Source organism: Streptomonospora salina (assembly GCF_014204715.1).
Classification (GTDB): Bacteria; Actinomycetota; Actinomycetes; order Streptosporangiales; family Streptosporangiaceae; genus Streptomonospora; species Streptomonospora salina.
In genome coordinates, this window is sequence record NZ_JACHLY010000001.1 from 738,366 (window position 1) to 751,747 (window position 13,382).

10 protein-coding genes and 1 tRNA gene are annotated in these 13,382 nt (G+C 73.8%); 7 read left to right on the forward strand and 4 right to left on the reverse strand.

The features are described from left to right. Position 1 precedes the first annotated feature (1 nt). Both HNR25_RS03355 and HNR25_RS03360 read left to right on the forward strand, forming a co-directional pair. Entirely contained in the window at positions 2-2,272 is a 2,271-nt protein-coding gene (locus HNR25_RS03355; protein WP_184633273.1) for an acetyl/propionyl/methylcrotonyl-CoA carboxylase subunit alpha, read from the forward strand. A gap of 2 nt (positions 2,273-2,274) precedes the next feature. Next, positions 2,275-3,429 (forward strand): acyl-CoA dehydrogenase family protein, encoded by a 1,155-nt coding sequence (locus HNR25_RS03360; protein ID WP_184633274.1) that lies wholly within the window; start codon positions 2,275-2,277, stop codon positions 3,427-3,429. Between the two features lie 275 nt (positions 3,430-3,704). Here the strand turns inward: HNR25_RS03360 and HNR25_RS03365 are convergent, their stop codons facing one another. Beyond that, positions 3,705-5,066 (reverse strand): glycosyltransferase, encoded by a 1,362-nt coding sequence (locus HNR25_RS03365; RefSeq protein WP_312862330.1) that lies wholly within the window; start codon positions 5,064-5,066, stop codon positions 3,705-3,707. Between the two features lie 101 nt (positions 5,067-5,167). On the opposite strand from HNR25_RS03365, the gene HNR25_RS03370 reads away from it, so the two are divergent. Together HNR25_RS03370 and HNR25_RS03375 are read left to right on the forward strand one after the other, a co-directional pair. Then, a complete protein-coding gene (locus tag HNR25_RS03370; protein ID WP_246463509.1) occupies positions 5,168-5,638 on the forward strand; it encodes a GbsR/MarR family transcriptional regulator in 471 nt (156 codons plus the stop codon). 222 nt (positions 5,639-5,860) lie between these two features. Continuing rightward, entirely contained in the window at positions 5,861-6,718 is an 858-nt protein-coding gene (locus tag HNR25_RS03375; RefSeq protein WP_376767454.1) for an alpha/beta fold hydrolase, read from the forward strand. A 105-nt stretch (positions 6,719-6,823) separates the two neighbouring features. Here HNR25_RS03375 and thrS read toward each other — a convergent pair whose 3' ends face one another. Then, complete coding sequence (gene thrS, locus HNR25_RS03380; RefSeq protein WP_184633275.1) at positions 6,824-8,797, reverse strand: threonine--tRNA ligase; 1,974 nt, start codon at positions 8,795-8,797, stop codon at positions 6,824-6,826. Positions 8,798-9,219: 422 nt separating this feature from the next. On the opposite strand from thrS, the gene HNR25_RS03385 reads away from it, so the two are divergent. Next, a complete protein-coding gene (locus HNR25_RS03385) occupies positions 9,220-10,470 on the forward strand; it encodes an FAD-dependent monooxygenase (RefSeq protein ID WP_312862331.1) in 1,251 nt (416 codons plus the stop codon). A 229-nt stretch (positions 10,471-10,699) separates the two neighbouring features. After that, the gene (locus HNR25_RS03390) at positions 10,700-10,987 is read left to right on the forward strand and encodes a PGPGW domain-containing protein (protein ID WP_184633277.1); all 288 of its coding nucleotides are present in this window, start codon (positions 10,700-10,702) and stop codon (positions 10,985-10,987) included. A gap of 296 nt (positions 10,988-11,283) precedes the next feature. Here the strand turns inward: HNR25_RS03390 and HNR25_RS03395 are convergent. Further along, positions 11,284-11,357: transfer RNA gene (locus HNR25_RS03395), tRNA-Val, on the reverse strand. Between the two features lie 450 nt (positions 11,358-11,807). Here HNR25_RS03395 and HNR25_RS03400 point away from each other — a divergent pair. Beyond that, entirely contained in the window at positions 11,808-12,227 is a 420-nt protein-coding gene (locus HNR25_RS03400; RefSeq protein ID WP_184633278.1) for an SsgA family sporulation/cell division regulator, read from the forward strand. 231 nt (positions 12,228-12,458) lie between these two features. Here the strand turns inward: HNR25_RS03400 and HNR25_RS03405 are convergent, their stop codons facing one another. Continuing rightward, complete coding sequence (locus HNR25_RS03405) at positions 12,459-13,301, reverse strand: aminotransferase class IV (RefSeq protein WP_184633279.1); 843 nt, start codon at positions 13,299-13,301, stop codon at positions 12,459-12,461. Positions 13,302-13,382 lie beyond the last annotated feature (81 nt).

Here is a 13,382-nt window from a genome sequence, read left to right on the forward strand (position 1 = left end):
GATGTCCGAACGTGAACAGCACCCGGCGGCGGCCGGCGGCCCGGCCGCGGTGCTGGTGGCCAACCGCGGCGAGATCGCGGTGCGCATCATGCGGACGGTGCGGCGCATGGGGCTGCGCTCGGTGGCCGTGCACAGCACCGCCGACCCCGGCGCCCGGCACGTGCGCGCGGCCGACTCCGCGGTGTGCGTCGGCGGCGCGTCCCTGGCCGACAGCTACCTCGACGCCGAAGCGATCGTGGCGGCGGCCGCGGAATCGGGAGCGCAGCTGGTACACCCCGGCTACGGCTTCCTGTCCGAAAACGCCGACTTCGCGCGACGCTGCGCCGAGGCGGGCCTGGTGTTCATCGGGCCGCCGCCCGAGGCCGTCGAGGCGATGGGCGACAAGATCCGCGCGAAGCGGCGCGTCGCCGAAGCCGGAGTTCCGCTGCTGCCCGGTTTCGCCGAAGCCCCCGGCCGTCCCATGGACGACGGCGAGCTGGCCCGTGCCGCCGACCAGGCGGGCTACCCGCTACTGCTCAAGCCGTCGGCGGGCGGCGGCGGCAAGGGGATGCGCGTGGTCGACGGGCCCGGCGAACTGGCCGGCGCCGCCGCTGCGGCGCGCCGCGAGGCCGAAACCGCCTTCGGCGACCCGACCCTGCTGGCCGAGCGGCTGGTGCGGCGGCCGCGCCACATCGAAGTGCAGGTGCTGGCCGACGGACACGGCGGCGCGGTCCACCTCGGCGAACGCGAATGCAGCCTGCAGCGCCGCCACCAGAAGATCGTGGAGGAGTCGCCCTCCCCTCTGCTGAGCGAGGAGCAGCGCGCCGCCATGGGCCGGGCCGCCGTGGCGGCGGCCCACGCCTGCGGGTATGTCGGGGCGGGCACGGTGGAGTTCATCGTCGAACCGCCGCAGGAGAGCGCCCCGGGCACCGCGTCTGCGCGGTCCGCTCCCCCGGCGGCGAGCGCCGGGCTCGACTACTCCTTCCTGGAGATGAACACCCGTTTGCAGGTCGAGCACCCCGTCACCGAGGCCGTGGCCGCGCTCGGCGGGCGGCGCGGCCTCGACCTGGTCGAACTGCAGATCCGTATCGCGCGCGGCGAGCCGCTGCCCTTCGCCCAGGCCGACGTGTCGCTGTCGGGCCACGCCGTGGAAGCGCGGGTCTACGCCGAGGACCCCGCCCAGGGGTTCCTGCCCACCGGCGGCCGCGTACTGCTGCTGGACGAGCCCGCCGGCGAGCACGTCCGCGTCGACTCCGGGACGGACGAAGGCGGCGAGGTCACCTCGGCCTACGACCCCATGCTCGCCAAAGTCGTCACCTGGGCGCCGGACCGCCCGGCGGCCCTGGACCGGATGGATGCGGCGCTGGCCGACTACACCCTGCTGGGGTGCGGCACCAACGTCGCATTCCTGCGCACCCTGCTGCGCACACCCCAGGTGCGCTCCGGTGCGCTGAGCACGGACCTCACCGAACGGCTCGCCCCCGGACTCACCGCGGCCCCGGACGGCGGAGCCGGCGACGACGGCGCGCCCGTGGCCGACGAGCTGCTGGCGGCGGCCGCCGACCACCAGCTCGGCCTGGAGCCGGACCCGCGCACCGCCGACCGCTTCAGCGTCCCCGACGGCTGGCGCTTGGGCCCACCGGCCTGGACCGTGTGGCGGCTGCGCTCGGCCCGGCACGGCGCCGCCGCCGTCCGCGTCCGGCGGCGCCCCGCCCCCGAGCCGACCGGCGCCGCCGACCCGCGGAACCCGCCCGTCCCCGCCCTCCTGCCCGAGGACGGCGCCGGCGCGCGCACCCTCGGCTACGAGGTCGGCATCGACGGCGCCCCCGCTGTGGCCGTCGACGCAGCCCGCTCCCCCGACGGCCGCACCCTGACCGTCGCGCTGCGCTCGCGGACGCTGCGCTACGCCCGCGCCGCCGAAGCCTCCGGGCTGTGGCTGGGCCGCGGCGGCGCGGCGTGGCACTTCCGCGACGATCCCGTCCTCGCGCCGGCCCGCGGCGCCGGCGCGGCGGGCGACGGCTCGGTGCGCAGCCCCATGCCCGGCACCGTCCTGTCGGTCGCCGTCGCCGAGGGCGACTACGTCAGCGCCGGCGCCCCCGTAGTCGTCGTCGAGGCGATGAAGATGGAGCACACCGTCACCGCGCCCGCCGACGGCACGGTCGCCGAACTGCCCGTGCGTCCGGGCCGCCCGGTGGCCATGGACGCCCTGCTGGCCCGCATCGCGCCGGAGTCCGAGCACACCCCGCCCGGCCTCGGCGCCCCCGGCTCCGCATCCACCACATCCGAGGAGTAGCCATGGCCCACGGGCTGTCCGCCGAGTACGAAGACCTGCGCCGCACCGTCGAGGATTTCGCCCGCACCGAAGTGGCGCCGGTCATCGGCGACTACTACGAGCGCGGCGCCTTCCCCTACGGCATCGTCGCCGGTATGGGCAGCATGGGCCTGTTCGGCCTGCCGTTCCCGGAGGAGTACGGCGGTATGGGCGGCGACTACTTCGCGCTGTGTCTGGCGCTGGAGGAACTGGCCCGCGTCGATTCCTCGGTCGCGATCACCCTGGAGGCCGGGGTCTCGCTCGGCGCCATGCCCATCCACCGGTTCGGCAGCGATGCGCAGCGCCGCGCCTGGCTGCCGCGCCTGTGCTCGGGCGAGGCGCTGGGCGCCTTCGGCCTGACCGAGCCCGGCGGCGGGTCCGACGCCGGCGCGCCCCGCACCACCGCGCGGCTGGAGGGGGGCGAATGGGTCGTCGACGGCACCAAGTCGTTCATCACCAACTCCGGGACCGACATCACGGCCCTGGTCACCGTCACCGCGGCCACGGGGGTCAAGCCCGACGGCCGCCCGGAGATCTCGGCGGTCCTGATCCCGTCGGACACGCCGGGCATGTCGGTGGGCCAGCACTATTCCAAGGTCGGCTGGAACGCCTCCGACACCAACGAACTGGTGTTCGACGGCTGCCGGGTCCCCGAGGAGAACCTGGTGGGCGAGCGCGGCCGCGGCTACGCGCAGTTCCTGCGCATCCTCGACGAAGGCCGGATCGCCATCGCGGCGCTGGGCGTGGGCCTGGCGCAGGGGTGCGTCGACGAGAGCCTGCGCTACGCCGGCGAGCGCGAGGCGTTCGGCAACGCCATCGGCTCCTACCAGGCGATCCAGTTCACCATCGCCGACATGGAGGCGCGGGTCCACACCGCCCGTCTCGCCTACTACGACGCCGCTTCGCGCATGCTGGCCGGCGAGCCGTTCAAGAAGCAGGCCGCGATCGCGAAGCTGGCCTCGTCCAACGCCGCCATGGACAACGCCCGCGACGCGACGCAGATCTTCGGCGGCTACGGGTTCATGAACGAATACCCGGTGGGCCGGTTCTACCGCGACGCCAAGATCCTGGAGGTCGGCGAGGGGACGTCGGAGATCCAGCGGATGCTCATCGCCCGGGAGCTGGGCCTGCCCGCCTGAGGCCGCCCCGGTGCGGCGGCCGCTGCGTGGTGTGGTCGCCGCCGCCTCCCCGTGCCCTGAAGGCTAGGCGCCGCCGAGGGCCCTCCCCCGCGCCGCTTCGGCTTCGATCAGGGGCACGGCGGCGGCCGCTGCGTGGTGTGGTCGCCGCCGCCTCCCCGTGCCCTGAAGGCTAGGCGCCGCCGAGGGCCCTCCCCCGCGCCGCTTCGGCTTCGATCAGGGGCACGGCGGCGGCCGCTGCGTGGTGTGGTCGCCGCCGCCTCCCCGTGCCCTGAAGGCTAGGCGCCGCCGAGGGCCCTCCCCCGCGCCGCTTCGGCTTCGATCAGGGGCACGGCGGCGGCCGCTCCCTCCTCGCTGCGCACGAGATCGGCGGTGCGGCGGGCCGTCTCCCGGTTGCCTGCGGCCCGCCGGATCCGCTCGGCGAGCGCAGCGGCGGTGACCCTGCCGGCGGGCAGCGGCTCGGGTCCGAGGCCGGCGGCGTGCACACGCTCGGCCCAGAAGCGCTGCTCCCGGTGGAACGGGCACACGATCTGCGGGCGCCCCGCGGCCAGCGCCGCGCCGGCGACCCCGGCGCCGCCGGCGTGGACGACGGCCGACACGCGCGGGAAGAGCCAGTCGTGCGGGACCTCCCGCACGACCAGGACGTCCTCGCCCTCGGCCGCCTCGGCGAGGCCGCCCCATCCGGTCGCGAGCACCGCGCGTGCGCCGGCGCTCCGCACGGCCGCGACGACCTCCCGGCCCAGCCCGGCAGGGTCGCTGCCGGGCATGGAGCCGAACCCGGCGAACACGGGAGGGTCTCCTGCGGCGAGGAAATCCGTCAGCCGCTCCGGCGGCGTCCAGTCGGCGGGCGCGGGCAGGAACCAGTGCCCGGTGGTGTGCACCCATTCGGGGTGGTCGGCGGGGGCGGGGACGAGGTGGCGGCTGAACGCCTGAAGCAGCGGCGCGGCCGAACCGTCGGGCCTGCGCAGCACGCGGTGCCTGCCGGGGCGGCGCGGCAGGCCCAGCCGGCGCCCGCGCCAGTCGTCCTCCGTCCCCGCGTAGGAGCGCAGCACGAGGGTGTTGAAGCGGTGGCTCGCCCGGTTCAGCGCGCGCGGAACGGGCACCGGAAGCATGGGATTGGGGAACGCCGCGGTGGGCACCCAGAACGGCTGCAGCGCCGCCGGAACGGAGGCAACCCCCAGGTACTCGGCGATGTGGTGGCCCGGATAGCCCATCCCGTGCACCACCACGTCGGCGACGAACAGGTCGGCGGCCGCGGCCATGTCGTCGAGCACCCGCACCATATCGGCTTTGGCCCGGCGGATGATGTTCAGCATCGCACCGGCCTCCCGCAGTCTGCCGCGGCCCCCGCCCGCGCCGCCGACGTCCCCGAGGAGCTGCCGGTCCTCAAGCATGCGGAGGGGCCCGTCGTCCAGCGGCGCGAACGGGACACCGTGCTCGGCGGCGAGGGCGGCGGACGACTGCGGGGCCGCCAGCAGGGCCTCGTGTCCGGCGGCCTCCAGGGCCTTCGCGAGCGCCGCGAACGGCTGGACGTCGCCGCGTGTGCCGTGGGTGAAGATGAGGACCCGCATCGTGGGGCTCCGGTTCGCGTGGGTGCCGTGTCCGACCGCGGACCCGGCGCGCGCGCCGGTGCTCCGCACCACACACCATCGTACTCGATTTTCAGAATTTTCTGAATACTCGGATTCGACGAAGACGTCGGTATCATCGGGGTGAACAGCGGAACCGGGGAGGAGCCGACTTGTCCACAGCAGAGGAGCGCCGGGAGGCGACCGAGCAGCTCGCGCTGGTCCTGAGCGAGCACGGGATGCAGCGCATGACCGCACGGGTGATGGCGGCCGTCATCTTCGCCGAGCAGCCCGCACTGACCCAGGGCGACCTCGCCGCGGAGCTCTCCGTCAGCACCGGGTCGGTGTCGGGCGCGGTCACCATGCTGACGTCGGTGGGGCTGGTGGAGCGCGTCCCTGCGGCGGGCAGCCGCCGCGACCACTACCGGCTGCGCGACGACGCGTGGGCGCGGCTGTTCAGCAAGCAGAACGAGGTCGTCGCAGCGCTGCTGCGGATGGCCGAGCACGGCGTCGAGGTCACCGCGGAGGACGGCTTCGCGCAGCCCCGGCTGGAGGAGATGCGCGACTTCTACGCGTTCATGCTCGGCGAGTTCCCGGCGCTGATCGAACGCTGGCGCGAGCAGCGGGCGGCGCGGAGCCGATAAGCCCCTCCGCCGGCGCCGACCGCGGCCGGAGGATTCCTCGGCCCAGCGGGACGCCGAGCCGCCGCCCGCGGCCGTGCACGCTCAGTCGTCCGCTGCGAAGCGGGCAGCGAGAGGCGCCCCCGGCTGTCCGGGTCCGGGGCCGCGTTCTCCGCCGCCGCGCTCGCCCCCGCTGCACGTGCTCGGCTCGCGGGTGTGACGAATCCAGTACGCCCTGCACCCGGAATGAACCGCTTGAATCGGGTACACCTGGTGTTCATGGACACGTCGCGCATCGTCTACGACGACCGGGGAACCGGCGAGGCCGTACTGCTGCTGCACGGGCTGGGCCACCACCGCCGGGCCTGGCGGACCGTGGCGGCCGGCCTCGCGCCCCACTACCGGGTCGTGGCCGCGGACCTGCCGGGCTTCGGGGAGTCGCCCGCACCCGGCCCCGGGGGCCCGCGCGCCTACGACGTGGACTACCTCGTGGACGCCGTGCTGCAGCTGTGCGCCGACCTCGGGCTGGAGGAGCGCCCGCACGTGGTGGGCAACTCCCTGGGCGGCGCTGTGGCACTGGAGATGGCCGCACGCGGCCGGGCGGCCTCGGTGACCGCGCTGTCTCCGATCGGGTTCGGCTCCGCCGCGCGCACCGCCGGTGCGCGCACCCTGGCCCTGGGCGCCCGCGCGGCGGCCCGCATTCCGCAGCGCCTCGTCCGCGCCGCCGCGCACACCCCGCCGGCCCGCGCACTGGCGCAGCGGGCTCTGCGCGCCGACCCCGGGCCACCGGCCGCGCACGGCATCGCCTTCGACACCTCGGTGATCGCGCCGGGCTCGCCGTTCGTGCGAATGGCCCGGCACGTGGCCCGCTACACCTTCTCCGGCACCGTCGCCTGCCCGGTCACCGTCGCCTGGGGCGAGCGCGACCGGTTGCTGCCGCCCGCCGGGGCGCGGCGGGCGCTGCGCCGCATCCCGCACGCCCGCAGCGTCGTGCTGCCGGGCTGCGGGCACATCCCCATGGCCGACGACCCGCGCGCGGTGGCGGCCGTGGTCCTGCGCGGCTGCCGCGGCGCCGCCCCGTACGCAGACGCGGCGCGCCGCTGATCCGGCCGCCGGGCGGCTGCGGATCCGGTCCGGCGGCGGAGTGGTGCGCTCGGCTCCCGCGGGAGCCGAGCGCACCACTCCCGTTCCGGAGAACGGCGCCCGGTTCTAGCGGCGCTCGCGCACCGCGCGGACGATCTCCTCGGCGGCGTCGTCGAGCGTCACCCCGTTGTTCTGGGAACCGTCGCGGTAGCGGAACGACACGGCGCCCTTGGCGATGTCGTCGTCGCCGGCCAGCAGCATGAACGGGATCTTCTGCTTCTGGGCGTTGCGGATCTTCTTCTGCATCCGGTCGTCACCGGAGTCGACCTCGGCGCGGACGCCCTCGGCGCGCAGCCGCTCGGCGAATCCCGCCAGGTAGGGCGCGTGCTCGTCGGCGATGGGGATGCCCACCGCCTGCACCGGCGCCAGCCAGGCGGGGAACGCGCCGGCGTAGTGCTCCAGCAGCACGCCGAAGAACCGCTCGATCGAGCCGAACAGGGCACGGTGGATCATGATCGGGCGGCGGCGGGATCCGTCGGCGGCGGTGTACTCCAGCTCGAAGCGCTTGGGCTGCTGGAAGTCGACCTGCAGGGTGGCCATCTGCCAGGTGCGGCCGATGGCGTCCTTGGCCTGCACCGAGACCTTGGGACCGTAGTAGGCGGCACCGCCGGGATCCATGACCAGGTCCAGCCCCTGCTTCTCGGCGGCCTGGCGCAGGGTCGCGGTGGCCTCCTCCCACTCCTCGGGCTCGCCGATGAACTTCTCGGACTCGCCGCGGGTGGACAGCTCCAGGTAGAAGTCGCTGAGCCCGTAGTCGCGGAGCAGGTCCAGCACGAACGTGAGCAGGCTGTCCAGCTCGTCGGGGGCCTGTTCGCGGGTGCAGTAGATGTGGGAGTCGTCCTGGGTGAATCCGCGGGCGCGGGTCAGGCCGTGCACGACGCCCGACTTCTCGTAGCGGTAGACCGTGCCGAACTCGAACAGCCGCAGCGGCAGCTCACGGTAGGACCGGCCCCGCGAGCGGTAGATCAGGTTGTGCATGGGGCAGTTCATGGCCTTGAGGTAGTAGTCCTGCCCCTCGAACTCCATGGGGGGGAACATGCCCTCGCTGTAGTTCGGCAGGTGCCCCGAGGTCTCGAACAGCTGCGCCTTGGCGATATGCGGGGTGTTGACGAACTCGTACCCGGCCTCCTCGTGGCGCCGGCGCGAGTACTCCTCCATCTCCTTGCGGACCACGCCGCCCTTGGGGTGGAAGACCGGAAGCCCCGATCCCAGCTCTTCCGGGAAGGAGAACAGGTCGAGCTCGGCGCCGAGCTTGCGGTGGTCGCGCTTCTCGGCCTCCTCCAGGAACGCGAGGTAGTCCTTGAGCGCGTCGCGGCTCTCCCAGGCGGTGCCGTAGATGCGCTGCAGCTGCGGGTTGGCTTCGCTGCCGCGCCAGTAGGCGGCGGCCGAGCGCATCAGCTTGAAGGCGGGCACGGCCTTGGTCGAGGGCAGGTGCGGACCCCGGCACAGGTCCGTCCAGCACAGATCGCCGGTCTTGGGGTGCACGTTGTCGTACATCGTCAGCGCGCCGGCGCCGACCTCGACCCCGGCGCCCTCGGCGGAGTCGTCGGCGTCGCCCTTGAGGCCGATCAGCTCCAGCTTGTAGGGCTCGGCGGCGAGCTCGGAGCGCGCCTCGTCGTCGGAGACCGGGCGGCGGCGGAAGCCCTGGCCCTGCTTGACGATCTCCTGCATGCGCTTCTCGACGCGCTTGAGATCGTCGGAGGTGAAGGGTTCGGCGACGTCGAAATCGTAGTAGAAGCCGTTCTCGACGGGCGGGCCGATACCGAGCTTGGCGTCGGGGAACAGCTCCTGGACGGCTTGGGCCATCACGTGGGCGGTGGAGTGGCGCAGGATGGCGCGGCCGTCCTCGGAGCCGACGGCGACGGGCTCGACGGTGTCGCCCTCGGCGAGCTCGTGGGCGAGGTCGCGCAGTTCGCCGTCGACACGGGCCGCGACCACGGTCCGCCCGTCGGCGTCGAGGGCCTCGCCGGCCGTAGTCTGAGCCGCCACCGCACGCTCGGTTCCGGCGAGGGTGATACGCAACTCAGGCACGACGGACACAGTGGCTCCTCACACGTTGGTCGGCGAATACTCGCGGGGTTCGCTACGCGGCCCGGGGCACGGGGCGCGCCGCGCCGCTGCCCCGATGCTATCGGCTCGGCCCGCGCCGCGTGCCCTCCGCGGGCACGGCGGCCGGAGCCCGCGTGCGGCAGCGGCGCGACCGCGCTCGGCCTCGCCCCGGCCAACCGTAAGAATCGCGTTGGAATTCCGGGCCGCCGTATCCGGGACCGGCCCGCGGCGAATCCCGGCGTCCCGGACGCTTGACCACCGAAATCGACCGTACGCACCAGGAATCGACCATCGCGGGATCAAGTCGGACCGTTTAGGCTCCATTGGGTGCCACAAGGCCCCCGAACGGGCATACATCCCATCGGGAGCAGGCAAGACGGAAACGAGCGGGCCCGGGGGTTCCTGTGCGAGTCGTGGTCATAGGGGCAGGTATCGCCGGCATGTCGCTGGCCGCCGCGCTCACGCGCGACGGTGTACCGGCCACGGTCCTGGAGCAGGCGCCGGGCCCGACCCCCGACGGAGTGGGCGTCCATCTGACGCCCAACGCGCTGCACCCGCTGCGGCGCCTGGGACTGGGGCGCGCTCTGGAGCGCACGGGCGTGCGCCCCGCTTCGCGCGACATGCTGCGGTGGGACGACGACCGCCTGCTGGACAGCGCTCCGCTGGGCGAGGAATTCGCCGAACGCTACGGCGCCTCCCCGCTGACCCTGTTGTGCTCCGACCTGCACCGGGCTCTGCGCGAGGCGGTACCCGCCGGCACGGTGCGCTACGGCCGCTACGCCACCGACCTGCTGGAGGACAGCGACGGCGTCACCGTGCGCTGCTCCGACGGCCGACAGGTGCACGGCGACGTCGCCATCGGGGCCGACGGCGCCAACTCTCTCGTGCGGAGCCTGCTCAACACCGAGCACTACCGCCCGCCCCGCCGACTGCTCTACCGGGGTCTGGCTTCGGCATCGCGCGCGCCCGAGGCGTGCGGCGACGCGCGGGTGCGCGTATGGGCCGGAAGCGACCGCTACATCTCGTGCTTTCCCGTCGCCGGCGGGGCGCAGGTGAGCTTCACGGCGACGGTGCCCGCCGGCGCGGACGATCCCGGTTCCTACACCGCCCGCGACCGCGTCCGCGACCTCGCAGAGGCGTTCGACGGCTGGAGTTCTGCGGCGCTGGGGCTGGTGGCGGCCGCCGAATGGGTGGGGGTATGGGGCGTCCACGACCACGCCCCCGTCCCCGTGTGGAACCGGGGCCGCGTCGCGCTGGCGGGCGCCGCGGCCCACCCCACGCTCCCGTTCTTCGAGCAGGCGCCCAACCAGGCGATCGAGGACGCGGTGATTCTGGCGGACCGGCTGCGGGACGCAACGGCGCTGTCCGCCGACCGCGCTCTGGCGGACTACGTGCGGACGCGCAGGCGCCGCACCGACCGCCTGCACGCCGTCACCGACGGGATCCTGGCCGCGCTGCGGACCTCCGGGGAGCGTACGCCGGAAGCCTGGGCGCAGGCGGTGGCACGGGCCGAGAAGGCCAACGCCGATGCGATCTACGGCTGCGGTCCGGAGGAGGACGGCGGCGGCCGGCCCGCGGCCGCCGAGCCGACCGCGGGCCCGGCGGGCGCCGCGTCCGGGCGCAGTGGCGCTGGTGCGGTGCATCGGGTTCGCCCGCACGGATGAATCCGGGGCCGCGCCGCCGTCCCGCGCACCGTTGCGGTACCGCTTCGGATTCGTGCCGCTTGCCCCGTTACTCGGGCTTGATAAGCGGGATATCGTGGAACGCATGTCTCCGAGCCCCATGAGCGGCGCTGGCTCCCCGGACCCGGCGGCATCCCCCACGTCACGTGCCCACCGACGCTCCCGGCGGTGGCGACGGCTTCGCGCCCGTCTGCGCATCTGGCGCCGGCGCATGCACGCGCACCCCGTCCTGAGCCTGACCTGGCGGGCCGCGGTCGCGACCGTCGGCACGGTGATCCTGCTCGCCGGGGTCGTGATGTGCGTCACACCGGGCCCCGGAATCGCGGGCATCATCCTGGGGCTGGCGATTCTGGCCACCGAGTTCAACTGGGCACGGGGCATCCTGCTCTACGCGCGCCGGTGGGCCCACTACGCCAAGCTCCGGGCCGTGGAAAGGGCGCAGCGGCGCATGGAGCGCAAGAAGTCCGCTCCTCCCCGGTCCGCGTCGGTTCGGCGCTGACGCCCTTCCGCACCGCGCGGAACGGGCGACCGGCCCCGCGCGGTGCGGAAGGGCGAGCGGAACCTCTGCCAGGGCGCCGGGACCGCACTGCGCGTGTGCGGACCTCCGCAGCGCCGGGAGCCGCCACGCAGCGGTCTCAGCGGGATCGGGGCGGTCGGTCGGCTGCGATGCACGGCGGCGCCCGGACCCGGTCGCCCGCCGAAACGGGGCGGCCGTTCCGGTACCGCGGCCCCCCGGAAAGCACATCGGCCTGCGCGGAAGGCGACCCTTGTCGCCGACCGGCACAGGCCGGGGTGTGGGCGATACTGGACTCGAACCAGTGACCTCGTCGGTGTGAACGACGCGCTCTAGCCAACTGAGCTAATCGCCCGGCGGTGTCCGCCCCTGCGGGACGAACACTGAAAACTCTAGCGCATCCGGAGGGGTGCCTCGTGCAATCCGCCCCCGACAGCCGAGGGCAGTGTGACCGACGTCTCATCAATCGGAGGCATGCGTGCGTCCAACACGGAGCAAAGCGACAAAAGCCCGGCAGCTGCGGGCATCCGGGCCCCGTACTCCCCGTTCGACGCCCCAGCGGCGCCCGAGCCCGTGACGCGCAGCACAGATCACCGGGAAATTCTTGGTTTCCGCAGCTCATTACAGTGACGGAGGATCAGGTGGCGATCCATGGACCGTCAACCGAACTCCAAGCGACCGCGACCGGTCGAAGAAATCCGCCGGTTGCGCGTCATAGGCAGCGCCCGGCCGCGTTGGAGCGGTCGAGACCGCAACGACCCCGCGCCCGAACACTGGGGCCGGATGAGAAAAAGGTTTGGCGAAGATGAACAGTAGCGGCACCACCGCCAGCGCCGAGCTGGGCCTTCGGCTCGTGGTCCCCGACCGCACGGCCGTCCCGCTGGTCGCCCGGCTGGACTACACCGCCGACGACCCGTACGCGATCAAGGTCGCCTTCCACACCGGCGAGGACGAGCCCGTCGAGTGGATCTTCGCGCGTGAACTGCTGACCGTGGGAATCGTGCGTGCGGCGGGCGACGGCGACGTGCGGGTCTGGCCCGAGACGGGCTCCGGAGAACGCACCGTCAACATCGCCCTGTCCTCGCCGTTCGGGCAGGCGCAGTTCGACGCCGAGGTTTCACCTCTCGCGGAGTTCCTCCACCGCACCTACGAGATCGTGCCCGCCGGGCAGGAGGGCGACTACGTCGACCTCGACTCCGAGATCGAGCGCCACCTGCAGCCGTAGCGGCGCCGCATCGCTGCGACCCGCAGGGTTTTCGCTCCGCGGCCGGGACCGCGTGTGCTCAGCCGGGGACGACGGGAACCCGCACCCGCAGCGGACGACCTACCCGGGCCACCACACGGCAAACCACCCCAGGACCGGCGATCGGGATAAACCGCCCGATCGCGGCGGCGAAGCGGTCGGGCGCGCCCGGCGGGGCCGGAACACGCCCCGGGGCCTCAGGGGCGCCGCGGTTCACGGATCGATGTCGGAGGCTCCGCGCTCGACGAACACGTCCATGGCCGTGCGCGTGACCGGGCCCGGTGCCGCGGGCAGCCGCCTCCCGTCGATGGCCCGGATCGGCTGGACGTCGCGTCCCGACGACGTCAGGAACGCCTCGGAGACCCGGTCGAGGTCGGTCATCCGGATATCGGTCTCGGTACCTCCGGCCCACTCCAGGACCAGTTCCCGGGTGATCCCCGCCAGCGGCCCCGCCGACAGCGGCGGAGTCAGCAGTTCGCCGTCCAGCACCACGAAGACGTTGCTGCCGGTGCCCTCGCACAGATCGCCGGCCGTATTGGCCAGGAGCGCCTCCCCGGCCGCGTTGCGGCGTGCGTAGTCCAGCGAAACCACGTTCTCCGCATAAGACGTCGTCTTCAGACCGGTCAGCGGGCCGTTCTCGTTGCGTGTCCACGGCGGAACCGCCACGTCGACGGTGGGCGCCGGCCGCTTCAACGGCCCCACCGCCACAACGCAGGTCAGCTCGCCCGGTGTGCGCTCCGAGCCCAACGGGCCGGAGCCGGCGGTCACCGTGATACGCACCCGCGACAGTTCGATGCCGGGATTGGCCTCCAGCGCCCGGCGCACGCCCCCGGCGATGAGGTCGAGGTCGGGCTCGGCAAGCCCCAGCCCGGCCGCGGAGCGGGCGAGCCGCTGCAGATGCCGGGTCAGCGCGAAGGGCTCTCCGGCCACAGCCTTGACCGTCTCGAAGACGCCGTCCCCCACGGTGATGCCGTGGTCCAGGACGGGGATCAGGCCTTCGCTCTCGTCGACGACCCGACCGCGCCCGAATCCCGCGCCGGCGATCCACACCCGCATGCTCGACTCCTCCTCTGTGCTGGTCGCCGCGGCCTCCGCGGAACGGCCGACCGCCCGTGCCGGGCGCGGCGGAACCGGGCC